Source organism: Pseudomonas sp. JH-2 (assembly GCF_036231725.1).
GTDB classification, from domain to species: Bacteria; Pseudomonadota; Gammaproteobacteria; order Pseudomonadales; family Pseudomonadaceae; genus Pseudomonas; species Pseudomonas delhiensis.
In genome coordinates, this window is the sequence record NZ_JAZAQP010000001.1 from 191,134 (window position 1) to 217,011 (window position 25,878).

General features: G+C 70.4%; 28 protein-coding genes. 14 read left to right on the top strand and 14 right to left on the bottom strand.

Annotated features, from left to right (window positions below):
• Positions 1-2 precede the first annotated feature (2 nt).
• The 9 genes from VV867_RS00835 to VV867_RS00875 form a co-directional block, all read right to left on the bottom strand.
• Positions 3-209: a hypothetical protein gene (locus VV867_RS00835; protein WP_275628500.1), complete on the bottom strand. Its 207-nt coding sequence runs from the start codon at positions 207-209 to the stop codon at positions 3-5.
• Between the two features lie 71 nt (positions 210-280).
• Complete coding sequence (locus tag VV867_RS00840) at positions 281-745, bottom strand: glycine cleavage system protein H (RefSeq protein WP_328565390.1); 465 nt, start codon at positions 743-745, stop codon at positions 281-283.
• Entirely contained in the window at positions 742-1,116 is a 375-nt protein-coding gene (locus VV867_RS00845) for a DsrE family protein (protein ID WP_109936200.1), read from the bottom strand. Before VV867_RS00845 ends, VV867_RS00840 begins: the two co-directional genes overlap by 4 nt.
• On the bottom strand, positions 1,103-1,588 hold the full coding sequence (locus VV867_RS00850) for a GNAT family N-acetyltransferase (RefSeq protein WP_328565391.1): 486 nt from the start codon (positions 1,586-1,588) through the stop codon (positions 1,103-1,105). The genes VV867_RS00845 and VV867_RS00850 overlap by 14 nt, the downstream gene beginning before the upstream one ends.
• Positions 1,585-2,148 (bottom strand): DUF4136 domain-containing protein, encoded by a 564-nt coding sequence (locus VV867_RS00855; protein ID WP_328565392.1) that lies wholly within the window; start codon positions 2,146-2,148, stop codon positions 1,585-1,587. The genes VV867_RS00850 and VV867_RS00855 overlap by 4 nt, the downstream gene beginning before the upstream one ends.
• A gap of 131 nt (positions 2,149-2,279) precedes the next feature.
• Entirely contained in the window at positions 2,280-2,870 is a 591-nt protein-coding gene (locus VV867_RS00860) for a DUF4136 domain-containing protein (protein WP_328565393.1), read from the bottom strand.
• Positions 2,871-2,928: 58 nt separating this feature from the next.
• Positions 2,929-3,681 carry a methyltransferase gene (locus tag VV867_RS00865; RefSeq protein WP_328565394.1) on the bottom strand — a complete coding sequence of 251 codons (753 nt, stop codon included), beginning with the start codon at positions 3,679-3,681 and terminating at the stop codon, positions 2,929-2,931.
• Positions 3,674-3,982, bottom strand: coding sequence for a MazG-like family protein (locus VV867_RS00870; RefSeq protein WP_328565395.1), 309 nt, complete (start codon positions 3,980-3,982; stop codon positions 3,674-3,676). The genes VV867_RS00865 and VV867_RS00870 overlap by 8 nt, the downstream gene beginning before the upstream one ends.
• A gap of 48 nt (positions 3,983-4,030) precedes the next feature.
• Entirely contained in the window at positions 4,031-4,888 is an 858-nt protein-coding gene (locus VV867_RS00875) for a MaoC family dehydratase (protein ID WP_328565396.1), read from the bottom strand.
• Positions 4,889-5,100: 212 nt separating this feature from the next.
• Here VV867_RS00875 and VV867_RS00880 point away from each other — a divergent pair, with 212 nt between their 5' ends.
• A complete protein-coding gene (locus VV867_RS00880) occupies positions 5,101-6,093 on the top strand; it encodes an AraC family transcriptional regulator (protein ID WP_109933644.1) in 993 nt (330 codons plus the stop codon).
• A gap of 336 nt (positions 6,094-6,429) precedes the next feature.
• Here VV867_RS00880 and VV867_RS00885 read toward each other — a convergent pair whose 3' ends face one another.
• A complete protein-coding gene (locus VV867_RS00885; RefSeq protein ID WP_109933645.1) occupies positions 6,430-7,785 on the bottom strand; it encodes a 3-oxoacyl-ACP reductase in 1,356 nt (451 codons plus the stop codon).
• A 167-nt stretch (positions 7,786-7,952) separates the two neighbouring features.
• Here VV867_RS00885 and VV867_RS00890 point away from each other — a divergent pair, with 167 nt between their 5' ends.
• Positions 7,953-9,233 carry an acetyl-CoA C-acetyltransferase gene (locus tag VV867_RS00890; protein ID WP_328565397.1) on the top strand — a complete coding sequence of 427 codons (1,281 nt, stop codon included), beginning with the start codon at positions 7,953-7,955 and terminating at the stop codon, positions 9,231-9,233.
• A gap of 464 nt (positions 9,234-9,697) precedes the next feature.
• Here VV867_RS00890 and VV867_RS00895 read toward each other — a convergent pair whose 3' ends face one another.
• A complete protein-coding gene (locus VV867_RS00895) occupies positions 9,698-10,144 on the bottom strand; it encodes an Lrp/AsnC family transcriptional regulator (RefSeq protein WP_089390136.1) in 447 nt (148 codons plus the stop codon).
• 167 nt (positions 10,145-10,311) lie between these two features.
• On the opposite strand from VV867_RS00895, the gene yedA reads away from it, so the two are divergent.
• Entirely contained in the window at positions 10,312-11,199 is an 888-nt protein-coding gene (gene yedA, locus VV867_RS00900) for a drug/metabolite exporter YedA (protein WP_328565457.1), read from the top strand.
• A gap of 6 nt (positions 11,200-11,205) precedes the next feature.
• Here the strand turns inward: yedA and VV867_RS00905 are convergent, their stop codons facing one another.
• The 3 genes from VV867_RS00905 to VV867_RS00915 all read right to left on the bottom strand — a co-directional run bounded on the left by VV867_RS00905 (position 11,206) and on the right by VV867_RS00915 (position 13,763).
• A complete protein-coding gene (locus VV867_RS00905) occupies positions 11,206-11,457 on the bottom strand; it encodes a hypothetical protein (RefSeq protein ID WP_089390137.1) in 252 nt (83 codons plus the stop codon).
• Between the two features lie 120 nt (positions 11,458-11,577).
• On the bottom strand, positions 11,578-13,161 hold the full coding sequence (locus VV867_RS00910; RefSeq protein WP_328565398.1) for a rhodanese homology domain-containing protein: 1,584 nt from the start codon (positions 13,159-13,161) through the stop codon (positions 11,578-11,580).
• Positions 13,158-13,763, bottom strand: a complete 606-nt coding sequence (locus VV867_RS00915; RefSeq protein WP_328565399.1) for a 3-mercaptopropionate dioxygenase — start codon at positions 13,761-13,763, stop codon at positions 13,158-13,160. Before VV867_RS00915 ends, VV867_RS00910 begins: the two co-directional genes overlap by 4 nt.
• A 114-nt stretch (positions 13,764-13,877) precedes the next feature.
• Here VV867_RS00915 and VV867_RS00920 point away from each other — a divergent pair, with 114 nt between their 5' ends.
• From VV867_RS00920 to VV867_RS00970, 11 genes are all read left to right on the top strand, one after another.
• On the top strand, positions 13,878-14,774 hold the full coding sequence (locus tag VV867_RS00920) for a LysR family transcriptional regulator (protein ID WP_275628508.1): 897 nt from the start codon (positions 13,878-13,880) through the stop codon (positions 14,772-14,774).
• Between the two features lie 526 nt (positions 14,775-15,300).
• On the top strand, positions 15,301-16,368 hold the full coding sequence (locus tag VV867_RS00925) for an LLM class flavin-dependent oxidoreductase (RefSeq protein WP_328565400.1): 1,068 nt from the start codon (positions 15,301-15,303) through the stop codon (positions 16,366-16,368).
• 10 nt (positions 16,369-16,378) lie between these two features.
• A complete protein-coding gene (locus VV867_RS00930; protein ID WP_328565401.1) occupies positions 16,379-17,323 on the top strand; it encodes an ABC transporter substrate-binding protein in 945 nt (314 codons plus the stop codon).
• A 16-nt stretch (positions 17,324-17,339) separates the two neighbouring features.
• Positions 17,340-18,422, top strand: a complete 1,083-nt coding sequence (locus VV867_RS00935; protein ID WP_328565402.1) for an LLM class flavin-dependent oxidoreductase — start codon at positions 17,340-17,342, stop codon at positions 18,420-18,422.
• 4 nt (positions 18,423-18,426) lie between these two features.
• The gene (locus VV867_RS00940) at positions 18,427-19,578 is read left to right on the top strand and encodes an acyl-CoA dehydrogenase family protein (protein ID WP_328565403.1); all 1,152 of its coding nucleotides are present in this window, start codon (positions 18,427-18,429) and stop codon (positions 19,576-19,578) included.
• Positions 19,579-19,689: 111 nt separating this feature from the next.
• Positions 19,690-20,682, top strand: a complete 993-nt coding sequence (locus tag VV867_RS00945; RefSeq protein WP_275628512.1) for an ABC transporter substrate-binding protein — start codon at positions 19,690-19,692, stop codon at positions 20,680-20,682.
• Positions 20,683-20,859: 177 nt separating this feature from the next.
• Complete coding sequence (locus tag VV867_RS00950) at positions 20,860-21,762, top strand: acyl-CoA dehydrogenase family protein (RefSeq protein ID WP_275628513.1); 903 nt, start codon at positions 20,860-20,862, stop codon at positions 21,760-21,762.
• Positions 21,763-21,938: 176 nt separating this feature from the next.
• Positions 21,939-22,910 carry an aliphatic sulfonate ABC transporter substrate-binding protein gene (locus VV867_RS00955; protein ID WP_275628514.1) on the top strand — a complete coding sequence of 324 codons (972 nt, stop codon included), beginning with the start codon at positions 21,939-21,941 and terminating at the stop codon, positions 22,908-22,910.
• An 80-nt stretch (positions 22,911-22,990) separates the two neighbouring features.
• A complete protein-coding gene (gene tauA / locus VV867_RS00960) occupies positions 22,991-24,001 on the top strand; it encodes a taurine ABC transporter substrate-binding protein (RefSeq protein WP_109932602.1) in 1,011 nt (336 codons plus the stop codon).
• Between the two features lie 243 nt (positions 24,002-24,244).
• Entirely contained in the window at positions 24,245-25,036 is a 792-nt protein-coding gene (locus tag VV867_RS00965) for a taurine ABC transporter ATP-binding protein (RefSeq protein ID WP_109932604.1), read from the top strand.
• A complete protein-coding gene (locus tag VV867_RS00970) occupies positions 25,026-25,844 on the top strand; it encodes an ABC transporter permease subunit (protein ID WP_109932606.1) in 819 nt (272 codons plus the stop codon). The genes VV867_RS00965 and VV867_RS00970 overlap by 11 nt, the downstream gene beginning before the upstream one ends.
• The last annotated feature ends 34 nt before the right edge of the window (positions 25,845-25,878 follow it).

Consider the following 25,878-nt stretch of genomic DNA (forward strand, 5'->3'; position numbering starts at 1 on the left):
GCTCACGGGCCCATCAGCAGGCGCTGCTGCTGGGACGAGAAGCCGCCCTGCTGCTGGAACTGCGCGCCCATCATGGGCTGGCGTTCGAGGTCGTCGAGGCCGAAGGATTCCTTCACCGGCGACTCGATGGCGCCGAGGTTGTAGCTGCTCTGCCCGGCGCAGCCGGAGAGGGCGAGTAGAGCGAGGACGAGGGCGGGAAGCCGGGGCATGGCGGACTCCTTCTGTGGGGGAGCTTGCGGTCGCCCAGGTTAGACCGGCGATGCTTACGGCTTGCTTAAGCTCAGTCGCGGCGCAGGGCCTGGACGTCGTCGCCCCGGGGGTCGAAGGCGTCCAGGCGCATGCGTTCGGCGAAGGCGTCCAGCGCCGCCTGGCCGCTGACGAAGCCGGTGCGCGCGGCGGCCCAGTCGTCCGGGCGCAGGCGCACCATCCAGCCTTCGCCGTAGCAGTCGAGGTTGATCAGGCCGGGGCGGCGCTGCACTTCCTCGTTGCTCACCAGCAGGGTGCCGGCCAGCGGGCTGCGCGCCGAGGAGGCGGCCTTGGCGAACTCGACCACGCCGAAGCTGCGGTCGCGCTCGACGTGCCAGCCGTCGCGCTTGGGGGTGAAGGCGAATATCTGCCCGTAGAGCACGCAGCCGTAGGCGCTCAGGCCGAGGGTCACGGCGCCGTCGGGCTCCTCGCGCAGCCACAGGTTGTAGTCCGGGGCGTAGAGCAGGTCGTCGGGGAAGTCCAGGCCGTGCAGCTTCACAGGGTCAGCACCCGGTCGTATTCGAGGATCATCCGCGCCAGCTCGCCGCCGCTGGCGATTTCGTCGACTTCGTCGATCAGCGCGCTTTCGTCGATGGGCACGCCGGGGGCGCGGCACATCAGCAGGCGCGCGCCGGCTTCCTTGGCCTGCTGGATGAAGTGGCTGAGCGGCTCGCCGCCGGGGGCGGCGTAGAGGTTGTCCACCACGTCCTGGCGCGCCAGCTGCACGCCCTCGCCGCTGAGGAAGAGGGTCACCTCGGCGTCCATGCAGGCCAGCAGGGTGGCGGTGTAGAAGGGCGCCGCGCAGCGCGCCGGGGTGCTCGGGCCGCTGCTGACGATGATCAGCACGCGCTGTGGGTCAGGCGGGTTCAAGGGCTTTCTCCATCTGCACCAGGGCCACGCGGCGGCCGCCCGGCGCCCGGCGCTCGACGATGCCCACCGGGCGGTAGCCCAGGCCGGCGTACAGCAGCAGGCCGCCGGCGTTGTCGTTGAAGCAGGAGATCTTCATCAGCGGCGCAGCGTAGTCGCGCCGGGCGAGGCCTTCCATGACGCCGATCAGGTAGCGCGCCACGCCGTGCCCGCGGGCCCAGGGCGCGACCATCATGTTGCCCAGGGCGCAGTATTCGCCCGGCAGGCTCTGGTAGAAGTTGGCGAAGCCGGCGGCGCGGCCGTCGAGCAGGGCCAGGGTGCTGGCGCGGCGTTCGGCCACGGCGGCGGCCAGTTGCTCGACGCTGAACGGCCATTGCGCCTTGGGGTAGGCGTAGAAGAGCTCGTCGGCGTCACGCACGAAGCCGGCCACCTCGGCCAGGTCGCCGGCTTCCACCGGGCGGTGCTGCAGGCTCATCCGCGCGGCGGGTACTGGGCGAGGACCTTCTGCACGGTCTCGCGGATGGCCGCCTCGCGCTCGGCCGGGGTCGGCGGGCTGCTGCGCATGATCTGCTCGCCGCTGCCGCGCCACACCAGCTTGCCGTCCTTGCCGTCTAGCAGGTCGACCTGGATGGTGGCGACCTTGTAGGTCACGGTGCGCGACTCGGCCATCGCCGGGCCGCCCCAGTAGTCACCCCAGTACCCGTTCCAGTAGCCGCCGGTGTAGGTGGTGACCTGGTCCTGGCGCTGGTCGACGATCAGGTAGGTGCGCACCGTCACGTCGGGCGCGGCGCCGGCCTGGGCCGGGCGCAGGCCGCGCTGGTCGAGCTGGTCGGCCACCGCCGAGAGGATGCGCTGCTCGGTGAGGTCGCTCTTGATGCGCGGGTCGTCCGGGCGGTACTCGAAGGCCGGCTGCGCCCAGGCCCAGCTGCGGTACATGGCGAAGTCGCGGCTGGAATCGTAGTCGCGGTTGAGGTTGACGGTCTCACAGGCGGCGAGGCCCAGCAGCAGGCCCAGCAACAGCAGGCGGCGGATCATGGTCGGCATACTCCAGACAGAGTCTTCATCGAAGCTCAGAGTGTCGGCAAAGGCAAGTGCCGAAATGTCTCGAAACGGCCCTATTCCGCAGTTTTCTGGCAACAAAGCCGGACGGCGCGGCCGGTGTCCGGTCAGTGCGGCGGGTAGCCCGACAACGCCTTGCGCACCGCCTCGCGCAGCCCCCGGGCCTGCTCGCTCTGGTTGCCGCTGGGCTCGTATTCGGCCGAGGCGTCCCAGACGGGGTGGTTGTCATGGGCGTCGTACAGTTCGATGCGCACCACGTTGACCTGCACCACGTAGGTCCGCGTCACCGGGATGGAGGCGCCGTACCGGGGATCGTTCCAGCCGCCGTAGTAGCCGCCGCCATAGTAGTCGGTGACCTGGCGGGTGCGCTGCTCGCTGCTGACCCGCGCGCTCACCCGCAGGTCCGGCGCGGCGCCGGGGCGCGCCGGGCGCAGGCCGACCTGGTCGAGGCCCTCGCTGACCGCGTCCTGCAGCGAGCTGCCATAGGTGGTGGCGCCGCTGGGCGCGCCGGTCCAGTTCCACGAGCGGTAGCGCCCGTAGTCCGGTGGCGCGGCCGGGTAGGCGCCGGGGTCGAAGCCCGGGGCGCTGGCCTGGGCCGGCACCGGGGGCGGCGGCAGCGACTGGCTGGTGTAGGGGTTCTGGCTTTGGCAGGCGGCGAGTGCGGCGAGCAGCGGCAGCAGGATCAGGCGTGGCGACATGCGGGGCTCCCGCCCGCGCCGGGGCACGGGCGACGACGGTGATGCGGCGATTGTGCACCTATTCGCGCGGGCGGCACAGCCAGTGCAGGTAGCGGCCCAGGCCGGCGAAGGCCGGGTGGCGGCGGTAGGCCAGTTCCATTTCCACCAGGTCCAGGGGCTCGGCCTTGTGCTGGAACTCCTGCGGCATGTAGTCGTGGAACACCCGCACGCCGCTGCGTGCCTCGATGTTCCAGCTGGCGGCCATGGCCGCTTCCAGCTCGCGCGGGTCCAGCGGCTGCTGCGGCGTCAGGCTCTGGCCCTCGCCGGCGAAGCGCTGCTTGCGCAGCTTGCGGAAGTGGCCCTTGAGCAGGTTGCGGTAGATGAGCGCGTCGCGGTTGTAGAAGGCCAGCGACAGCCAGCCGTCGCGGGCGGTCAGCTGGTGCAGCACGGGGAGGATGGCCTGGGGCTCGGCCAGCCATTCCAGCACGGCGTGGCACAGCACCAGGTCGTAGGGTTCGTCGAGGCGGCCTAGCAGCTCCTGCCAGGGCGCCTCGATGAAGGTGGCCGCGCGGCCGGCCTCGGCGAAGCGCTGGCGGGCGCCTTCGAGCATGGGCGCGGCGGGTTCGGCGAGGGTCACCTGGTGGCCGCGCTCGGCCAGCCACAGCGCCATGTGGCCCAGGCCCGCGCCTATGTCGAGCACGCGCAGCGGGCGCTCGGGCAGCGCTTCGGCCAGGTCGGCCTGCAGTACGGCCAGGCGGATGGCGCCCTTGGCGCCGCCGTAGATCTTCTCGGCGAAGCGCGTGGCCAGCTCGTCGAAATGCCGGTCAGCCATGCACGAAGCGCCTTTCGCTGTCGGCCAGCTTGGCGCGCACCACCTGGTCCATGTCCAGGCCCAGTTCGGCGCAGAGCAGCAGCAGGTAGAGGACGATGTCGCCGACTTCCTGGCCGGCGTGGGCGAGCTTGTCGGCCGGCAGGCGGCGCGACTCGTCCTCGGTCAGCCACTGGAAGATTTCCACCAGCTCGGCCATTTCCACGCTGGCGGCCATGGCCAGGTTCTTCGGGCTGTGGAAGCGCTTCCAGTGGTTGTGGTCGCGGATCGCGTGCAGGCGCGCGGTGAGTTCGTCGAGGTTCATCGGGGGCTCCTTGGGAGCCCCATAGCTTCCGGCTTCGGCGCCGCCGCATCAAGCGTCGAGCGGTTTCCAGGCGCCGGCCATGTGCGGCAGGCCGTCCGCCCCGCGCAGGGCGAACTGCCCGGCCGGGGCCACCTCGCTGGCCAGCAGGGTGACGCTGGAGGGCAGCAGCACCGGCTTCTGGAAGCGCACCTCCACCTGGTAGCCGGCCGCCGGCAGGCGCTCGCCCAGGGCCGCCAGGCTGCGCGCCTTGTTCCACAGGCCGTGGGCGATGGCGCGGGGGAAGCCGAACAGCCTGGCGCTGGCCGCCGACAGGTGGATGGGGTTGTAGTCGCCGGCCACCCGGGCGTAGCGCCGGCCGATGTCCGCCGGGCACAGCCAGTGGTCGATCTGCTCCAGCGGCAGTTCGGGCGGCTCCTGGCGCTCCGGCGGCGTACCTTCCAGGCGCATGCCGCGGAACAGGATGCGGCTGTCGCCTTCCCATAGCAGGCCGAGCTGGTCGTGCAGCTGGGTGACGAGGCTGAAGGTCACGCCCTTGTCGTGGGGCTGCAGGTCGGCCACCCGCACGCTGGCCTGGAACGGGCCCAGGCCGCCGAGCGGGCGCAATACGCTGATACGGTTCTCCAGGTGCACCAGGCCCAGCAGCGGGAAGGGGAAGCGGGCGTCGGTGAGCAGGCCCATCTGCAGGCCGAAGGCGAGGATGTGCGGGTAGGTCGGCGGCAGCAGGTGGTCGTTCCTGAAGCCGCACACCTGGCGATAGCGCTCCAGGTGCCGGGCATCGACCATCACCGGCGCGCGCACGCCGCGGGTGGGCAGGCTGCGGCCGCGCAGGCCGCGGCGTACGGCGGCGCGCAGGAACAGGCCGGGCAGGGCGGGTGGGGCGGACAGGTCCAGCCAGTCTTTGGGCATCGACAATCTCCTGAGCGGAATTACCTTCAGCTTAGCCGCCGGGCCCGGCCGGGCATTGGCCGGGGCGGGGCGGCCTGCCGGCAGGCCGGTCAATCGGCGGCTCTGGCATGGGGCTTGTGGATAAATCGACCGCTGCCATGGCGTGTTACTTGAGAGGCGGTGGGAAAGCTGCCTAAGATGGGCCCGCTTCATGGATAACCAGAATAAATACCATGCACGATCTGACCGACGATGTGGCGCTGATGCGCCCGGTGATCGACGCGCTGCGCGCCAGCGGCAGCGATCCCGACCGTGTGCTCGCCCGGGTTGGCCTGCCGCCGGGCGCCCTGCCGGCCGGGCGCTTCCCCCATAGCGCGCAGAACCTGTTCTGGAAGGCCGCCGCCGAGGAATGCGGCGAAGAACACGTCGGCCTGTACCTGGCCGGGCACCTGCCGGCCTTCCACGGCCTGCTGCTGGAATACCTGTTCCTCTCCAGCGCCACCTTCGGCGAAGGCCTGCGCCACGCCCTGCGCTACGTGCGCCTGCTCTCCGACACCCTCAACGCCCGCCTGGAAGTGGAAGGCGAGCGCGCCGTGCTGCTGCTCGGCCACAGCGCCGGCACCAACCGGCACTTCCCGGAAATGCTCGCCGGCGCGGTGATCCGCCTGTTCCACGCGCTCACCGAAGGCGACTTCAGGCCCCGCGAGGTGCAGCTGATGCACGAGCAGGGCGCCCCCGCCGAACGTTATCGACAGGTCTATGGCTGCCCGGTGCGCCTGGGCGCCGAGCGCTACGCCCTGGAGTTCGACGCCGCGGTGCTGGACAAGCCCTCGCGCCACGCCGCGCCGGAGCTGCTGCGCATGCACGAATCGCTGGCGCGCCGGCAGCTGGCGGAAGTGGAGCGCCTGGACCTGGTGCGCAAGGTGCGCGAGCTGATCGGCGAGCTGCTGGTGGACGGCGGCGCCACCCTGGAGCAGGTGGCCGCGCGCCTGGACATGCCGGCCCGGCGCCTGCGCGAACGCCTGGCCATGGCCGGGGTGCGCTTCAACGACCTGGTCACCGACTACCGCTGCCGCCTGGCCAAGGAACTGCTGCTGAAGACCGACGAGCGCATCGAGGTGATCGTCGAGCGCACTGGGTTCTCCGAGCCGAGTACCTTCTACCGAGCTTTCAAACGCTGGGTGGGGGAGACGCCGGTGGAGTTCCGCAAGCGCGGGAAGGCATGAGGCCGCTGGCCGAAACCTGCTCTTCGTAGGAGCGAGCTTGCTCGCGAACGCTGTTCTGCCGGTGGTTTCGGTGCTTGCCTTGAAGAGCGCCCTCTCCCCAGCCCTCGGCTGCGCGCCCCGCCCTGAAGGGAGAGGGGGCTAGTCCGTGCCGAGAAAGGTGATGGTTTCCGCCGGAAACCTCTGTGCTAGCCGGCTGACTCCAGAGTATCCAAGCGCTCCGAACGGTCCCCTCTCCCTTCAGGGAGAGGGTTAGGGAGAGGGGCGGAGTTCGACCGAAACACCCAGGTCACCTGGAAATAACGTAGGACTCATCCGCGCCCCCGGCAGAGCCGGCCCTCACGCCCCAAGCAAACTCTGCCCGCAAACCCGCAACACCTGCCCACTCACCGCCCCGCTGCCCGGCTGGGCGAACCAGGCCACGGCCTCGGCCACGTCCTGGGGCAGGCCGCCCTGGCCCATGGAGTTCATGCGTCGGCCGGCCTCGCGGATGGTCAGGGGGATGGCCGCGGTCATCTGCGTCTCGATGAAGCCCGGGGCCACCGCGTTGATGCTGATGCCCTTCTTGCCCAGCGCCGGGGCCCAGGCCTGGGCCAGGCCGATCAGGCCGGCCTTGCTCACCGCGTAGTTGGTCTGCCCGAGGTTGCCGGCGATGCCGCTGATGGAGGCCAGCAGCACCACGCGGCCGTCGTCGTGCAGCTTGCCGGCGTCCAGCAGGGCCTGGGTGAGCACCTGCGGGGCCTTGAGGTTGACGTCGATCACCGAGCTCCAGAACGCCTCGCTCATCTTCGCCACCGTCTTGTCGCGGGTGATGCCGGCGTTGTGCACCACGATGTCGACGCCCTCGGGCAGCGCTTCCACCAGCTTCTCGCCGGCGTCCGGCGCGCAGATGTCCAGGGCCACGCCCTGGCCGCCCAGGCGCGCGGCCAGGGCGTCGAGGGCGTCCTTGGCCGGCGGCACGTCGAGCAGCACCACCTCGGCGCCGTCGCGGGCCAGGGTTTCGGCGATGGCCGCGCCTATGCCGCGGGCGGCGCCCGTGACCAGGGCGCGCTTGCCCACCAGCGGGCGGCTCCAGTCCTGCACCTGCCCGGCGTAGGCCGAAAGGCGGATCACCTGGCCGGAAACGTAGGCGCTCCTGGGCGAGAGGAAGAAGCGCAGGGCGCCTTCGAGCTGGTCCTCGGCGCCCTTGCCGACGTACAGCAGCTGCACGTTGCCGCCGCGGCGGATTTCCTTGCCCAGGGAACGGCTGAAGCCTTCCAGGCTGCGCTGCACGCTGGCGGCGACCGGGTCCTTCAGGGTTTCCGGGGCGCGCCCGAGGATGACCACGTGGGGGCACAGGTCCAGGCCCTTGAGGGCGCCCTGGAAGAAGTTGCGCAGTTCGATCAGCTGGTCGAAGCCGGCCAGGCCGCTGGCGTCGAACACCATGGCCTTGAGCTTCGGGCCGTGCTCGGCGGTCCAGCGCGGCAGGCCGTACTGGCCTTCCACGGCGGCGTACACGGCGTCGGTCAGGCGCTGGCTGAAGCCCAGCACGGCCTCGCCCAGGTTGCCCACCCCACCCAGCAGCAGGGCGCCGTCCACCGGCCGGGTGCGCCCGGCGCTCCAGCGTTCCAGGCGTACCGGCGCGGGCAGGCCGAAGGCGCCGACCAGGCGGCGGCCGACGTTGGAGTTGGCGAAGGCGATGTAGCGATCGGTCATGGACGGGGGCTCCTGCACGGATACTCGAAGTGCCGACCACTCTACGCAGGCACCGGTTCCGCGCAATTGACCGCGCTGACCTGCGCCATGGCGGGGCGGCCAATGCGACGGGACCGGCTAAGGTTAGCCTGTGCGCCACAACCCGCTCAGCCCGCAAGGAGCCTTGCATGACCCAGACCCGACGGGTCGCCATCGTCGGCGGCAACCGTATCCCCTTCGCCCGCTCCAATACCGTCTACGCCACGGCGAGCAACCAGGAGATGCTCACCAGTGCCCTCGACGGCCTGATCGAGCGCTACAGCCTGCATGGCGAGCGCCTGGGCGAGGTGGTGGCCGGCGCGGTGCTGAAGCACTCGCGGGATTTCAACCTGACCCGCGAATGCGTGCTGGGCACCCGCCTGGCCGCGGAAACCCCGGCCTACGACGTCCAGCAGGCCTGCGACACGGGCCTTGAGGCGGCGATCCTGGTGGCCAACAAGATCGCCCTGGGGCAGATCGAGTGCGGCATCGCCGGCGGCGTGGACACCACCTCCGACGCGCCCATCGGCGTCAACGAGGGGCTGCGGCGCATCCTGCTGGAGGCCAACCGCGGCAAGTCCAACGGCGACAAGCTCAAGAGCCTGCTGAAGATCCGCCCACGCCACCTGATGCCGCACATCCCGCGCAACGGCGAGCCGCGCACCGGGCTGTCCATGGGCGAGCACTGCGAGCTGATGGCGCAGACCTGGCAGATCCCCCGCGACGAGCAGGACAGGCTCGCCTACGAAAGCCACATCAAGCTGGCCGCGGCCTACGCCGAGGGCTGGCAGAACGACCTGATGACGCCGTTCCGAGGCCTGACCCGCGACCAGAACCTGCGCCCGGACATCAACCTGGAGAAGCTTGGCACCCTCAAGCCGGTGTTCGAGAAGGGCCCGCGCGGCACCCTGACGGCGGCCAACTCCACGCCGCTGACCGACGGCGCCTCGGTGGTGCTGCTGGCCAGCGAGGACTGGGCGAAAGCGCGCGGCCTGCCGATCCTGGCGTACTTCCGCGATGGCGAGGCGGCGGCGGTGAACTTCGTCGGCGAGGGCGCCGAGGGCCTGCTGATGGCGCCGGTCTACGCCGTGCCGCGGCTGCTCGCGCGCAACGGCCTGGGCCTGCAGGACTTTGACTACTACGAAATCCACGAAGCCTTCGCCGCCCAGGTGCTGTGCACCCTCAAGGCCTGGGAAGACGCGGAATACTGCAAGACCCGCCTCGGCCTGGACGCGCCGCTGGGCTCGATCGACCGCGGCAAGCTCAACGTCAAGGGCAGCTCCCTGGCCGCCGGCCACCCCTTCGCCGCCACCGGCGGGCGCATCGTCGCCAACCTGGCCAAGCTGCTGGACGCGGCCGGGAAAGGGCGCGGACTGATCTCGATCTGCGCCGCGGGCGGGCAAGGTGTGACCGCGATCGTGGAAAAGTAATCCAATACATCGGGCGGCCCTGGCCGGCCCACGATGTAACAGCAACTCCGTGACTTAAGGCGGTGCCGTGCGAGCGGCGCCGCCTCTTTTTTTGCGTGGCTGGTAAGGGCGTTTTGTTTTTTGTAGGAGCGAGCTTGCTCGCGAACAGCCTCTCCCGGCAGCGCTATCGTCTCAGGTCGACTCCGTCCCCTCTCCCCAGCCCTCTCCCTGAAGGGAGAGGGGGCTAGTCCGTGCCGAGAGAACAAATGGTTTCAGCTGAGAACCTTAGTGCTGCCGGCTAACTCCATGACAGCCAAGCACGCCGAACGGTCCCCTCTCCCTTCAGGGAGAGGGTTAGGGAGAGGGCGCTCTACAGCCCAACTCCCAAGCCCGCCGGCAAGCACTGTTCGCGAGCAAGCTCGCTCCTACGAAGAGCCCCCATCCTGCTCGCTTGCAGCTTGCAGCTTGCAGCTTGCAGCCTCTTTCTACCCCCCCTGCAACATCGCCGGATGCACCCGCCCATCCAGCGTGGTCGAGAGGATCAGCGAAGTCTTGCTCGCCCCATGCTGCGCCAGTTGATCGATCAGCTCTTCCAGCTCCGCGGTGCTGGTCACCGTCACCCGCAGCATCACACAGGATTCGCCGGTCACCCGGTAGCAGTCGAGCACCTGGGGGATTTCCGTCAGGCGTTGCAGCTGCAGGGCGCCGCGGTGGTCGTTCAGGCGCAGTTCGATCAGGCACTGGATCGGGCGGCCGAGCTTGGTCAGGTCTACGCTGGCGTGGTAGCCGGTGATCACCCCCTCGGCCTCCAGGCGCGCCACGCGGTCGGCCACCGCCGGCGGCGAGAGGTTGATGCGCCGGGCCAGTTCGGCGAAGGACAGGCGGCCGTTTTCCAGCAGGGCGGCGAGCAGTGCGCGGTCGTATTTGTCCATCGGTTTTTCTCGTCTGTGGAATCGATGGCTTTCCTGGTGAAAATCCGTCGAAAGAAAAGTGTTACGCCAGATAATGCGTTCTCTGTGCCTTATAGGGCACAGGAGCACTTAATAAAATGAGGCGCTACGACCCACTTGTCGAGCCCGCTGCCATGTCCGTCATGCCCATGCCCAAAGCCCGCGTCTCGCTGACGCTGATCGCTGCCTTCTTCGCCCTCTACTTCATCTGGGGCTCGACCTACCTGGTGATCCGCATCGGCGTGGAAAGCTGGCCGCCGATGCTCATGGCCGGCTGCCGCTTCGTCATTGCCGGCGCGCTGCTGCTGGCCTGGGCGCTGTACCGCGGCGCGCCGTTGCCCAGCGGCCGGCAATGGCTGAACGCGGGGGCCATCGGCGTGCTCCTGCTCAGCTGCGGCAACGGCGGGGTGACGGTGGCCGAGCACTGGGGCGTGGCCTCGGGCGTCGCCGCCCTGGCGGTGGCCACGGTGCCGCTGTTCACCCTGGTGTTCGCGCGCCTGTTCGGCCAGCGCAACACTCTGCTGGAGTGGGGTGGCATCGGCCTGGGGCTGTGCGGCATCGTGCTGCTCAACCTCGGCTCCAACCTGCAGGGCAGCCCGGCGGGCGCCGCGCTGATCCTCTTCGCCGCCGCGGCCTGGGCCTTCGGTTCGGTGTGGAGCCGGCGCCTGGACCTGCCGGCCGGGCCCATGGCCAGTGCGCTGGAGATGCTGGTGGGCGGCGCCGCGCTGCTGATCGGCAGCCAGCTTTCCGGCGAGCACCTGCAGCAGCTGCCGGACCTGCGCGGCTGGCTGGCGCTGGGCTACCTGGTGGTGTTCGGTTCGATCATCGCCTTCAGCGCCTACGTCTACCTGCTGGCCAACGTGCGCCCGGCGGCGGCCACCAGCTATGCCTTCGTCAACCCGGCGGTGGCCGTGCTGCTCGGGGTGCTGTTCGCCGGCGAGCACATCGGCTGGCCGGAGGCGCTGGCGATGGCGGTGATCATCGGGGCGGTGGTGCTGATCAGCCTGCCGCAGTGGCGGCGGCGCGAGGTGGCCTGAACCGGCTCAGTTGATCGGGACGATGCGCACGCGGGTGACCCCCACGCGATCGGCGCTGTGCCGCAGGTTGGGGATCAGGTTGGGGTCCAGGGGGGCGTCGGTCAGCCCGGTGGGGTCCTCGCCGGTCTCCTGCGCCAGGTGCAGCAGGACCTGGAGCAGGGCGAGGAACTCGTTGGGCTCCTCGGACCACTCGTGGATCAGCCGGCGCGGCTGCTCGCGCAGCCGGTAGTGGATGGCGTAGCGGTGGGTGACGTTCATGGTGGCACCTCCGCAGGCTAAGACACCTCAGAACGTCAAAATTCCCATCACTTTCGCGGCCAGCCGACAGGTGGTCATTTTTTCGCCACTCACCGACAGACGTCGATGAGTGGCGGCGCCTCAGATGACGAAAAAGCCGTGGGTGCCATCGCGGCCGAGCTGCTCGACCAGGCCGAATTCCCAGTCCAGGTAGCCCTGCATGGCCTCGCGCGGGTTGTCGGTGCCCTCGTAGGGGCGGCGGTAGCGGTCGATGCGCGGCGCGGCCAGCAGGCGCTCGCCTTCCTCGGTCGGCAGGCCGGCGGCGACCCAGGCTACGGTGCCGCCTTCGAGCAGGAACACCGGCTTGCCGCTCAGCGCCTGCACCTGCGGTACGGCGAAGCGCGCCAGCAGGCTGCTGCCGCAGGTGAGCACGTAGCGCTCGGCCGCGCCCAGCTGTGCCAGCGCTTCCTTCAACTGGCTGCGCAGGGCCCAGGCGGCGCCGGGAATGTGGCGTTTCACGTAGTTGGCGCTGGCGGTGAAGTCGAGCACCCGGGTGCCGGGCTCGCGCAGCCACTCGGCGAGGGTCTGCGGGGCGATGGTTTCGGCCTGCGGCTGCGGCGGCAGCGGGGCGGCCCAGGCGCCCTTCTCGCCGAAGTCGGCGGTGGACAGCCCGTCCAGCACCGCCACCTCCCAGCCCATCTGGGCCAGCCAGGAGGCGCTCATGTTGGCGCGCACGCCGTCGTCGTCCAGCAGCACCAGGCGCGCGCCGCGCACGCTGGCGACGTGGTCGGTCTCCTGCACCAACTGGCCGCCGGGGGTGGAGCGCGAGCCGGGCAGGTGGCCGGCCTCGTATTCCTCCGGGGTGCGCACGTCGAACAGGTAGGTGGTGCGCCCGGCCTCGGCCTGCCACTGGCGCAGGCCGGCCAGGTCGGTGCGCGCCACGCCGGCGCGGTCGGCCACGGCGCGGGCGCGCTGGGCGGCGGCTGCGCGGGTGGCGCTGGAGACCTCACCGAAGCGCCGCGCCTGGCCGTGCTCCAGTCGCTGGCCGGCCAGCGTCCAGCCGATGGTGCCGTTGCGCAGCGCCGACACCGGGTTGGCGATGCCGGCGTTCACCAGCGACTGGGTGCCGATGATGCTGCGGGTGCGCCCGGCGCAGTTGACGATCACCCGGGTGGCCGGGCTGGGCGCCAGCTCGGCGACGCGCAGCACCAGCTCGGCGCCGGGCACGCTGATGCCGGTGGGGATGCTCATGGTCTGGTATTCGTCGAAGCGGCGGGCGTCCAGCACCACCACGTCGGCCTTGGCGTCGAGCAGCGCCTGCACGTCCTCGGCGGCCAGCGACGGGGTGTGGCGCTCGGCCTCCACCAGCTCGCCGAAGGCCTTGCTCGGCACGTTGACGTCCTTGAACAGCTCGCCGCCGGCGTCGCGCCAGCCGGCCAGGCCGCCGTCGAGCAGGGCCACGTCGCTGTAGCCCAGGTCGAGCAGGCGCTGTGCGGCGACTTCGGCCAGGCCCTCGCCGTCGTCGTAGACGGTGACGGGCGTATCGCGGCGCGGCACGCGGGCGTAGACCTCCAGTTCCAGCCTGGACAGCGGCACGTTGGCGGCGAACAGCGGGTGCGCCTGGGCGAAGGGGTCTTCCTCGCGCACGTCCAGCAGCGCCAGCTCGCGGCGGGCGAGGAGGGCGGTGCGGATGTCGTGGAAGGTACGGCGGGCGATCTGGCTCATGCGGGGTTCTCTTTCGACAGGTCCCAGATGTTGGGCAACTGGCTGTTGGAATAGCCGGAGATGAAGGGCTTTTCCTCACCTTCGGCGGTATAGACGGCACGCCGCACCGCGCCGATGTTGGCGCCGTAGACGTGGATGCTGATGGAGGGCCGGTCGGCGAAGGCGTTGCTGACCTGGTGGATGTCGCCGATGCGCGGCGACACCGCCTCCACCTCGCCGGGCTCCAGGCGCACCGCCTCGCCGGCCGGCTGCAGGCTGCCGTCGGCGGCGAAGGCGAAGGGCTGCGAATACTCAGCGCCACGCAGCATGCCGATCAGGCCCCAGACGCGATGGTCGTGCACCGGCGTGCGCTGGCCCGGGCCCCAGACGAAGCTGACCACCGAGAAGCGCTGTTGCGAATCGGCGTGCAGCAGGTATTGCTGGTAGCGCTGCGCGTCGGGCTGGGCGCAGGCCTCGGGCAGCCAGTCGTCGTGGCGCACCAGTTCGGCCAGCAGCGGGCGGGCGCGGGCGAGCAGGGTGGCTTCGTCGGGATGGCCGTCGAGCAGGCTGGCCAGGTTGCCGATGAACTGGCGCAGGCGGTCGAGACGCAGGGAGGCGGACATGCGGGCGTATTCACTCCGGAAGGTTCTGGCTGTACGGTAGCAAACGCGTTTTTATTCCTGAAATGCATTTTGAATCTAAGCTAATATGCGAGAAATGCAATTGGTGCCAGTCCCATGAAGATCGATGACATCGACGCCTTCGTCGCGGTGATCCGCAACGCTTCCCTGAGCCAGGCCGCCGAGAGCCTGGGCCTGACCCAGTCGGCCATCACCCGCCGGGTGCAGAGCCTGGAGGAGGCCCTGGGCGTGGAACTGCTGGACCGCAACACCAAGCCGCTCAAGCCCACCGCGGCCGGCCTGCGGGTATACGAGCAGTGCCGCCGGGTGCTGCGCGAGGTGGACGGCCTGCGCGAACTGGTGGCCAGCGACACCGCCCCCTGCGGCGTGCTGCGCCTGGGCGTGCCGCAGAGCATCGGCGAGGTGGTGCTGCTGGAGGCGCTGCGACGCCTGGCCGGCGAGTACCCGGAGCTGCGTGCCCAGGTCGGCAGCGGCTGGGGCAGTCACCTGCTGGCGCGCCTGGAGAACGCCGAGCTGGATGCGGCGGTGGTGCTGTTCCCGCCGAGCAAGGTGTTCCCCGACGACCTCGGCGCCACGCCCCTGGGGCGCATGGACCTGTGCGTGGTGGCGGCGCGCGACAGCGACCTGCAAGCCCGCCGCCTGCTCGACTGCTACCAGCGCGGCTGGGTGCTCAACCCCGACGGCTGCGGTTTCCGCGCCGGCCTGCAGCGCGCCCTGGCCGACCAGGGCCTGGGCCTGCAGTTGAACCTGGAGACCTTCGGCAGCGAACTGCAGCTGGGCCTGGTCGCCGAGGGCCGCGGCCTGGGCCTGGTGCCGGCGCCGGCCCTGGCGCGCAGCCGCTACCGCGAACAGCTGCGGGTGCTGCAACTGGACGACTTCCAGCCGCTGATCCAGCTCTGGCTGGTGCGCCCGCGCCTGCTCGGCAACCTGGAGGCGCCGGCGCGGTTGTTTGGGAATGCGGTGGCTGACGGGTTGGATATGCGGGTGGGGTGAGTTTTTCGAATCTGCTCACTTACCCCCCCCTGTAGGAGCGAGCTTGCTCGCGAACAGACTCCCCCGGCAGCGCTGTCGCCCCAGGTTGACTCCGTCCCCTCTCCCCAGCCCTCTCCCTGAAGGGAGAGGGGGCAGTCCGTGCCGAGAAAAGTCCAGGTTTCGGCCGGCAGATTTAGGTGTTGCCGGCTGATTCCAGAGCATCAGCATCTGCCCAACGGTCCCCTCTCCCTTCAGGGAGAGGGTTAGGGAGAGGGCGCTCTCATGCCTGACACCGGCATGACCGGAAAACTCCGTTCGCGAGCAAGCTCGCTCCTACAAAAGCGAAAACCCCCTCGCGCAACTTGCTCAACCCTGAATATGCGTAATTAGCATATTAGGATATGCAAAAAATGAATTTCCATCATGAAGTGCTTGCCTATAGCTTCTAAGAACAACGTCCACCAAGACGTTTTTCTTATAACGAAAGCCGCCGACCTTATGCAGCGGCCCAGGCGAGGGCAACACAGTGAGCGTGGAAATTCTCGGCATGATCACCGCCACCCCGAGTTCCGAGGTGGATCAGCCGCTGGGGGACGCGGTGGACGCCGGTTTCGTCCGGCGCTTCGCCCAGGCCCATGAGGACGCCGGTTTCGACCGCGTGCTGGTGGGCTACTTCAGCAATGCCGCCGAGGGCGCCGTGGTCAGCTCTTTCGTGGCCGCCGCCACCCGGCGCCTGGGCATCCTCCTGGCCTACCGCCCCGGGGTGATCGCACCGCCGCTGGCCGCGCGCCAACTGGCCACCCTCGACCAGTTCAGCGACGGCCGCCTGGCCCTCAACGTGGTCAGCGGCGGCAACGACGAGGACCTGGCCCGCGACGGCGACTACCTCGACCACGACCGCCGCTACGCCCGCACCGACGAGTACCTCACTGCCCTGCGGCGCATCTGGACCGCCACCGGCCCGGTGGACTTCGCCGGCGAGTTCTACCGCTTCCAGGGCGCCTCGCCGGCCGTGCGCCCGCGGCAGCAACCGCACATCCCGATCTACTTCAGCGGCTCCTCCGACGCCGCCATCGAGGTCGCCGCCAAGCACGCCGACACCTACATGCTCTGGGGCGAGCCGCTGGCCGCGGTCGACGGCCACATCCGCCGCGTGCGCGCCGCCGCCCAGGCCCAGGGTCGCGACCCGCGCTTCTCGGTGTCGTTCCGGCCGATAGTCGCGGACACCGAGGAAGCCGCCTGGAAGCGCGCCGCCGAAGTGCTCGAACAGGTGCGCGAGAACCGCGCGCGCCTGGGCCTGCCGCTCAACGACCACCAGCCCGAGAACGTCGGCTCGCAGCGCCTGCTGGCCGCCGCGCAACAGGGTGAGGTGCTCGACACCCGGTTGTGGACCGGCGTGGCCCGGCTGACCGGCGCGCGCTGGAACTCCACCGCCCTGGTCGGTACCCCCGAGCAGGTCGCCGCCGCCCTCGGCGAGTACTACCGCCTGGGCGTTTCCACCTTCCTGATCCGTGGTTTCGACCCGCTCGGCGACGCCGTGCGCTACGGCCAGGGCCTGATTCCCGCCATCCACGACCACGTCGCCCGCCTGCCGCAATTGCGCCGCGCCGGCTGAGGAACCCTCGATGAAGTTCACCCGACAACTGCGCGCCGCCATCGCCGCGCTCGTGCTGGGCGCCCCCCTGGCCCAGGCCGCCGACCTGCCGACGCTGCGCGTGGGCGACCAGAACTACTACAACGTGCGCGCCTCCATGGAGGCTTCGGGCGTGCTCGAAGGCGCGCCCTACACGGTCGACTGGAAGCACTTCCAGTCCGCCGCGCCAGTGGCCGAAGGGCTGCAGGCCGGCGCGCTGGACCTGGGCTTCCTCGGCGATTCCGGGTTCATCTTCCTGGCCGCCAAGGGCGCGCCGGTGAAGCTGATCGGCGTGTCGCGGCAGAACCCCGACACCATCGCCCTGCTGGTGCCCAAGGATTCGCCGGTGAAGACCATCGCCGACCTCAAGGGCAAGAAGGTCGCATACTGGCCCGGCGCCTGGAGCCAGCAGCTGACCCTGCGGGCGCTGGAGAAGGCCGGCCTGCCGAAGGACTACGTGGACTTCGTGAAACTGATGCCGATCGACGCCGCCGCCGCCCTGCCGCGCGGCAGCATCGACGCCTTCCCGGTGTGGGAGCCGTACATCTCGCAGCAGATCGTGTTCTCCGGCGCGCGGCCGATCCTCACCGCCCGCGACCTGATGCCGGGGCTGTCGAGCATCGCCGCCAACGCCGACTCCATCGAGCCCAAGCGCGCGCAGATCGCCGACTTCCTCGGCCGCCTGCAGAAGGCCCGGGCCTGGGTCGAGGCGCACAAGGAGCAGTACGCCGACATCTGGGCGAAGAAGGCCAACCTCGACCAGGCGGTGTCGCGCCACTGGATCGGCCAGGCCGGCATGAGCGTCGGCCCGGTGGACAGCCAGGCCGCCGCCGACTACCAGGGCACCGCCGACTTCCTGGTGCAGACCGGCGCGCTGCCCAAGGCCTTCGACACCGCCAGCGTGATCGACACCTCCTTCGCCAAAGCCTTCCACTGAGCACGGAACACAGACCATGAGCATCCAGTTCCTCGGCATGATCGGCCACCGCCTGGCCTCGGAAACCCTCGCCCCGGCCGGCCCGATCCTCGACAAGCAGTACATCGCCGCCTTCGCCCGCGCCCACGAGGAAGCCGGCTTCGACCGCATCCTGGTCGGCTACTGGTCGGACCAGCCGGACGGCTTCCTGGTGGCCGCCACCGCCGGCCTGGCCACCTCGAAGATCAACTTCCTGCTGGCGCACCGCCCCGGCTTCGTCGCGCCGACCCTGGCCGCGCGCAAGCTGGCCACCCTGGAGCACCTGCTCGACGGGCGCCTGGCGGTGCACATCATCAGCGGCGGCAGCGACGCCGACCAGCGCAAGGACGGCGACTACCTCGACCACGACCAGCGCTACGCCCGCAGCGAGGAATTCATCGAGGTGCTCAAGCGCACCTGGACCAGCGCCGAGCCCTTCGACTTCCACGGCGAGCACTACCGCGTGGAACAGGCCTTCTCGGCCATCCGCCCGCAGCAGAAGCCGCACATCCCGGTGTACTTCGGCGGCTCTTCGGAGGCGGCGCTGAAGGTCGCCGGCAAGCAAGCCGACGTGTTCATGCTCTGGGGCGAACCCCTGGCCCAGGCCGCCGAGACCATCGCCGCGGTGCGCGAGCAGGCGCGGCAGAATGGCCGCGAAGTGGAGTTCAGCCTGTCGTTCCGGCCGATCCTCGGGCGCACCGAGGAAGAGGCCTGGGCCAAGGCCGAGGCGATCCGCGCGACCGCCGGCGAGCGCCTGGGCGAGGCCGGTTTTCCCAAGGGCAAGCCGCAGAGCGTCGGCGCCCAGCGCCTGCTCAAGGCGGTGGAGCAGGGCGACCGCGTCGACGAGCGGCTGTGGACCGGCATCGCCAAGCTGGTTGGCGGCGGGCACAACTCCACCGCCCTGGTCGGCACCCCGGAGCAGGTCGCCGATGCGCTGCTGGCCTACTACGACCTGGGCGTGCGCAGCATCCTCATCCGTGGTTTCGACCCGCTCAACGACGCCGTGGAATACGGCCGCGAGCTGATCCCGCTGACCCGCGCCAAGGTCGCCGAGCGCGAGCGCCGGCGTGCCACGGCCTGAATCCATGACCGTCCCGCAGACCCCGCCGCTGGCGCTCAACGACCTGCTGCCGGTGCTCACCCGGCAACTGGCCGAGGGCGCCGAGGCCTACGACCGCAGCGGCGACTTCCCCCACGCCAACCTCGCCCTGCTGCAACGCCACGGCCTGCTCGGCCTGGCCCTGCCGCAGGTGCTCGGCGGCCCCGGCGCCAGCCTCGGCGAACTGCGCCGGGTGGTCGGCGCCGTGGCCCGTGGCGAACCTTCCACCGCGCTGGTGCTGTGCATGCAGTACCTGCACTTGCGGCGCCTGGCCGACAACCCCGACTGGCCCGAAGCGCTGAAGCGCCGCGTAGCCCGCGAGGCGCTGGAGCAGGGCGCGCTGATCAACAGCCTGCGGGTGGAGCCGGAGCTGGGCTCACCCTCGCGCGGCGGCCTGCCGCAGACCGTGGCCCGCCGCGAAGGCGACGGCTGGAGGCTGTCCGGGCACAAGCTCTACACCACCGGCATTCCCGGCCTGACCTGGCTGGCGGTGTGGGCGCGCAGCGACGAGCCGACGCCGCGCGTGGGCACCTGGCTGGTGCGCCGCGACAGCCCCGGCATTCGCGTGGTGGAAAGCTGGGATCACCTCGGCATGCGCGCCACCGGCAGCCATGAAGTGATTTTCGAGGACGTGCCGGTGCCACTGGAACACGCCGTCGGCCTGTATCCCCACGACCAGCCGCCGGCGCCGGACGAAGCCGTGCTGCGCGACTTCGCCCAGGCCAGCGCGGCGCTGCTCGGCGCACTCTACGACGGCATCGCCGGGGCCGCCCGCGACTGGCTCGTCACCTGGCTGTGCGAGCGCGTGCCGGCCAGCCTCGGCGCGCCGCTGGCGAGCCTGCCGCGGGTGCAGGAGGCGCTTGGCGGCATCGACGGCCTGCTGCTGCAGAACCGCCTGCTGCTCGACGCCGCCTGCCGCGACCGCCTGACGGCCAGCGAGTCGGGGCTGATCAAGGTCGGCGTCACCGAAAACGCGGTGGCGGTGGTCGAGAAAGCCCTGGAGCTGACCGGCAACCACGGCCTCAGCCGCCACAATCCCTTGCAGCGGCATTACCGCGACGTGCTCTGCGGGCGCGTGCACACCCCGCAGAAAGACAGCGTATGGATCGCGGCGGGGAGGGCGGCGCTGAGCCCCTGAACCCCCGGGATTACCTGAAGGAAACGACGGCAATATCGGCGACCGCACCGGCGGAACGGATAGCCCAAGACAACCCCCGGCTTCCGTGCGGAGCCGCCTGGAGATTGCCCCATGAAACGAACCCTGCGTGTCCTTGCCGGCCTGCTGGCCGCGACCCTGCTGGCCGGTGCCGCCAGCGCCGCCGAACCCGTCACCCTGCGCCTGGGCGACGTGAAGGGCGACCGCTACGCCTCGCTGCGCGCCTCCGGCGAACTGGAGAACCTGCCGTACAAGCTGGAGCTGTCCGCCTTCCCCTCCGGCGCCCCGGTGCTCGAAGCACTGAACGCCGGCGCCCTGGACATCGGCTTCACCGGCGACATCCCGTTCCTCTTCGTCTACGCCGCCGGCGCGCCGCTCAAGGCCGTGGGCGCCTGGCACTTCAACCCGGCGACCGTGGCGCTGGTGGTGGGCAAGGACTCGCCCATCCACTCGGTGGCCGAGCTCAAGGGCAAGCGCATCGCCGTCAACCGCGGCGGCTGGGGCCACTTCATGGCCCTGGGCGCGCTGCGCCGTGCCGGGCTCAAGCCGGAAGACGTGACCTTCTCCTTCCTCGGCCCGGTGGACGGCCGCGCCGCCCTGGTGCGCGGCTCGGTGGACGCCTGGGTGCCCTGGGAGCCCTACACTTCCAGCGCCGTGCTGCTCGACCAGGCGCGGGTGATCGACAACGGCGAGGGCATCATGACCGGCTATTCCTATGCCCTGGCCAGCGACGCCGCCATCGCCGCCAAGAAGGCCGCCATCACCGACCTGCTGACGCGCCTGGCGCGCGCCCAGGTCTGGGCGCTGCAGCACCCGGACGAGTTCGCCGCGGCCCTGGCCAAGGACCTGAACATGCCCCGGGAAGTCACCCGCCGCTGGGTGGGCGAGGCGCGCATCAGCCCCATCGTGTTCGACGAGCGCATCGCCGCCACCCTGCAGAAGGCCGCCGACTTCTTCCATGGCGAAGGCGTGCTGCCCAAGGCGCTGAACGTCACCCCGGCGTTCGACTTCGGCCTGTCCGGCGGCGCCGCCGAAGTGGCCCGCCACCTGCCCGCCGACCTCACCGTCGGCCAGCGGCAGCCCTGACGGTTCTCAGCTAAGGCAAAAAAGTTATTTAACCTTGCCGTACCGCTTGGATATGGTTCTAAGTACCGCCCCGGCCGCGCCTCGCGCGCGGCGCAACGGAGCGCTGCCGAACCCCTTCGCTTCAGTCTCCCCGCGCGCCATTCGCCCAGGCACTGATCCCGTCGTCCCGAGGTGCCCATGAGCGTCGCCCCGTCCCGGCAGGCCCCTGCCGAGCCGTTCCTCCAGAGCGCCGTCGCCGGCCCCGCCGCCTGGGCCCGCGCCCTGCGCGAATCCGGGCTGCTGCGGCTGTCGCTGCCGGCCCAGCTGGGGGGCGGCGGCAGCCCCTGGCGCGAGGTCCTGCAGGTTCTGCGCGACCTCTGCGAACGCGACGGCGGCCTGGCCCGGTTGTTCGCCGTGCACCACCTGCAACTGACCCGCGTGCGCCTGCTCGGCAGCCGCGAACAACTGCAACGCCTGCTGCACCTGAGCCTGCTGCGCGAGCCGCTGTGGGGCGCCCTGGGCGAGGACGACGGCCAGCGGCTGCGGGCGGAAGAACACGTGCGCGGCGGCTTCCGCGTCAACGGCGCGCAGTGGGACGCCTTCACCGCCGAGGCGGCCGACTGGCTGCTGTTGCGCGCCTGGCACGCGCCCAGCGGCGACTTCCTGCTGGCTGCGCTGCCCAGCGCCCGGGCGGGCCTTGCGCTGCGCGCCGGCGCCCTCTGCCAGGGCCTGCGCCTGCACCCGGAAGACATCCTGCTGCCGCCGGGCCTGGCGGCCACGCCCAGGCGCGTGCTCTGCGACGGCCTGGCGCAACTGCTGCAGGCCAACGTCGCCCTGGGCCTGGCGCTGCAGGCCGCGGACAGCCTGGACCTGCCCGAGGCCTCGGAACTGTCGCGGCTGCTCGGCCTGGGCCTGGTGCTCAGCGAGCAGGCCGCCCTGCAACTGGACGAGGGCATCGAGGCGGGCGCGGCGCTGGCCTTCGGCCGCGCCAGCCACTTCGCCAACCTCGCCGCCCAGGCCCTGGCGGTGGCCCGCCAGGCGGCCCAGGCGAGCCTCCGTGCGGAAGGCGTGAGGGCCCGGCTGCTGGGGGCTGCGCACTGATGGCGGGATGAATCCGGGCGATATTAGTTAAGAACTAAAAATTATTTATTTCTGATTTTTTATAGCTGTAATCTTCACTTCACCGGACCACCGGACTCACCTAGAACACCTGACCCCAGTCCCGTGGTCCGTCCTCGCTCTGCAGGCGGCCGCCCCGTACCCGAGGAGCCGTACCCATGTCCCGCAGCCCGTTCCTGCGCCGTTTCGCCGTCGGCCTCGCCGCCTCCGCCGCCCTGCTGGGCGCCCTGGGTGCGCACGCCGAAGGCACCCTGCGCATCGGTTTCCAGAAGTCCTCCACCCTGCTGACCATCGTCAAGGCCCAGGGCACCCTGGAGCGCGAGCTGGGCAAGCAGGGCATCAAGGTGAGCTGGCATGAGTTCCCCAGCGGCCTGCCGCTGCTCGAATCGCTCAACGTCGGCAACGTCGACCTGTCCGCCGACGTCGCCGACACCGTGCCGGTGTTCGCCCAGGCCGCCGGCGCGCAGCTGACCTACTTCGCCCGCGAAACCCCGTCGCCCACCGCGCAGTCGATCCTGGTGCCGGAGGATTCGCCGCTGAAATCCCTGGCCGACCTGAAAGGCAAGCGCGTGGCCGTGACCAAGGCCGCCGGCAGCCACTACCTGCTGATCGCCGCGCTGGCCAAGGCCGGCCTGAAATTCTCCGACATCCAGCCGGCCTACCTGACCCCCGCCGACGGCCGCGCCGCCTTCGAGAACCACAAGGTCGACGCCTGGGTGACCTGGGACCCGTACGTCGCCAGCGCCCAGCGCCAGCAGCACGCCCGCGTGCTCGCCGACGGCCAGGGCCTGGCCAGCTACCAGCGCTACTACCTGGCCTCCAGCGACTACGCCAAGGCCCACCCGGAAGTGCTCAAGCAGGTCTTCGCCGAGTTGCAGAAGACCGGGCGCTGGGTGAAGGAACACCCGGCCGACGCGGCCAAGGTGCTCGGCCCGCTGTGGGGCAACCTCGACGCCGCCACCGTGGAGCAGGCCAACGCCCGCCGCAGCTACGACGTGCAGCCGGTGCGCGCCGACGGCCTCGACGAGCAGCAGCGCATCGCCGACGCCTTCTACGCCCAGGGCCTGCTGCCCAAGCCGGTGGACGCCCATGCGGTGCAGGTCTGGCAGCCGGACCTGGCGCGCAACTGAGCCGAATTTCCCGCCGCCCCGCGAGGGGCGGCCCGTCACGGCCCGGCCGGCCGCCCCGAATGCATTTCCAGGAGCACCCCATGAAACGCACCTTCGCCCCGCGCCGCCTGCTGGCCGCGCTCGCCCTGGCCGGCGTCGCCGGCATCGCCCAGGCCGACATCACCCTCGGCTACCAGACCGGCGTGGACCCGACCAAGGTCCCGCAGGCCGACGGCACCTACGAGAAAGCCATCGGCGAGAAGCTCGACTGGCGCCGCTTCAACAGCGGCCCGGAAGTGGTCGCCGCCATCGCCTCCGGCGACGTGCAGCTGGGCAACCTCGGTTCCAGCCCGCTGGCCGCCGCCACCTCCCGCGGCCTGCCGATCGTGGCCTTCATCGTCACCGCGCAGATCAATGCGGCGGAAGCCCTGGTGGTGCGCAACGGCAGCAAGATCGAGAAGCCCGAGGACCTGGTCGGCAAGACCATCGCCACGCCCTTCGTGTCCACCTCGCACTACAGCCTGCTGGGCGCGCTCAAGCACTGGAAGATCGACCCCACCAAGGTGAAGATCGTCAACCTCAACCCCACCGAGATCGCCGCCGCCTGGCGTCGCGGCGACATCGACGGGGCCTTCGTCTGGTCGCCCGCCCTGGGCGAGATCAAGAAGAGCGGCAAGGTGCTGACCGATGCCGCGGAAGTGGGCAAGTGGGGCGCGCCGACCTTCGAGGTCTGGGTGGCCCGCAAGGACTTCGCCGAGAAGCACCCGGAAGTGCTGGCCAAGTTCGCCCGCGTGACCCTCGACTCCTTCGCCGACTACAACGCCCACAAGGCCCAGTGGACCGCCGACTCCGAACAGGCGAAGAAGATCGCCCGGCTGACCGGCGCCGCCCCCGAGGACGTGCCCGAGCTGCTGGCCGGCAGCGCCTTCCCGGAGACGAAGGAACAGCTCTCCAGCGCCCTGCTCGGTGGCGGCACCGCCAAGGACATCGCCGGGACCGCGGCCTTCCTGAAGGAACAGAAGCGCGTGCCTTCGGTGCTCAAGGACTACTCGCCCTACGTCAGCGCGGAGTACGTGCGCCAGGCGGAGAGCGTGCAGGTGGGGCAGCGCTGATCGCGCCGGCCTGCTCGATCTCCCTGTAGGAGCGAGCTTGCTCGCGAACAGCCCGGCACCTTCCTCCACCTCGTCATTCCCGCGAACGCGGGAACCCAGAGACTCTGGATCCCCGCGTTCGCGGGGATGACGGGGAAGGTGTGGTGTGAAGCGGGTTCGCGAGCAAGCTCGCTCCTACGAAGAGCGAAGAGCGCAACGTGCGAAGCGCCCAGCATTCCTTCTTACCCTACGGAGGGCAGAAACATGAGCCGTTTGACGGCCGAGGCGGTGAGCCTCTCCTTCGAGCAGCATGGCCAGACCCGGCGCGTGCTGCATGAACTGACCCTGGACGTGGCCAAGGGCGAGTCCCTGGTGGTGCTCGGCCCTTCGGGCTGCGGCAAGTCCACCCTGCTCAATGTCCTCGCCGGTTTCCAGAAGCCCGACCGTGGCCGCGTGCAGATCGACGGGCGGACCCTCGAAGGCCCCGGTGGCGAACGCGGCGTGGTGTTCCAGGACGACGCCCTGATGCCCTGGCTGGATGCTCTCGACAACGTCGCCCTGGGCCTGCGCATCCGCGGCCTGGGCCGCGCCGAGCGCGAGGCCCGCGCCCGCGAGGTGCTGGCCCTGGTCGGCCTGCAGGAGCATGCGCATTACCGTGTCTCGCAGCTTTCCGGCGGCCAGCGCCAGCGCCTCGGCCTGGCCCGCGCCCTGGCGGTGGAGCCGGACTTCCTGCTGCTCGACGAGCCCTTCGGCGCCCTCGACGCGCTGACCCGCGAGCGCATGCAGGTGCTGACCCTGGAGCTGTGGCGCAAGACCGGCAAGGGCCTGTTCCTGATCACCCACAGCGTCGACGAGGCGCTGTTCCTGGCTACCGACCTGGTGGTCATGGACGGCCCGCCGGCGCGCATCGTCAAGCGCCTGCGCCCGGACTTCGCGCGGCGCTACGCGGCCGGCGAGCCGGTGCGCTCGATCAAGGCCGACCCTGAATTCGGCCGCCTGCGCCAGGCGCTGCTGGATGAGTTCCTGGAAGAACCGGAGGCCGAACATGCCCACTGACACCCTCAGCGCCAAGCTGCCTGCCAGCCGTCGCGCCAAGCCTGCCCGCCCGCGCGACGCGAGGCGCTGGGCCGCCGCCGGGAGCATAGCCGCGCTGGCCGCGCTCTGGTGGTTCGCCACCCATTTCGGCTGGGTCGACACGCTGTTCCTGCCGGCCCCCGAGCAGCTCTACGAAGCGCTGCAGCGGGTGCTCGCCGAAGGCTACGTCGACGCCACGCTGTGGCAGCACATCGGCACCAGCCTGCTGCGCGTGCTGCTGGCCCTGGGCGCGGCGGTGCTCACCGCCATCCCCCTGGGCATCCTCATGGGCCTCAACCCGTTGGTGGGCGCTGCGCTGGACCCGCTGGTGGAGTTCTACCGGCCGATCCCGCCGCTGGCCTACCTGCCGCTGATCGTCATCTGGTTCGGCATCGGCGAGCTGTCCAAGGTGCTGCTGATCTACCTGGCGCTGTTCGCCCCGCTGCTGATCGCCACCGCCGCCGGCGTGCGCCGCGTGGACAAGTCGCGCATCCAGGCGGTGCGCTGCCTGGGCGCCAACCGCTGGCAGGTGGTGCGCCACGTGGTGCTGCCCAGCGCCCTGCCGGAAGTGCTCACCGGCCTGCGCATCGCCCTGGGCGTGGGCTGGTCGACCCTGGTGGCCGCCGAGCTGATCGCCGCCAACCGCGGCCTGGGCTTCATGGTGCAGTCGGCGGCGCAGTTCCTGGCGACCGATGTGGTGGTGCTGGGGATTTTGCTGATTGCTGGGATCGCGCTGGCGTTCGAGGTGAGCCTGCGCTGGTTGCAGCGGCGGTTCGCTTCCTGGGAGTAGGGCTGTAGAGCCAGAGCAAGAGCCCCTCTCCCTA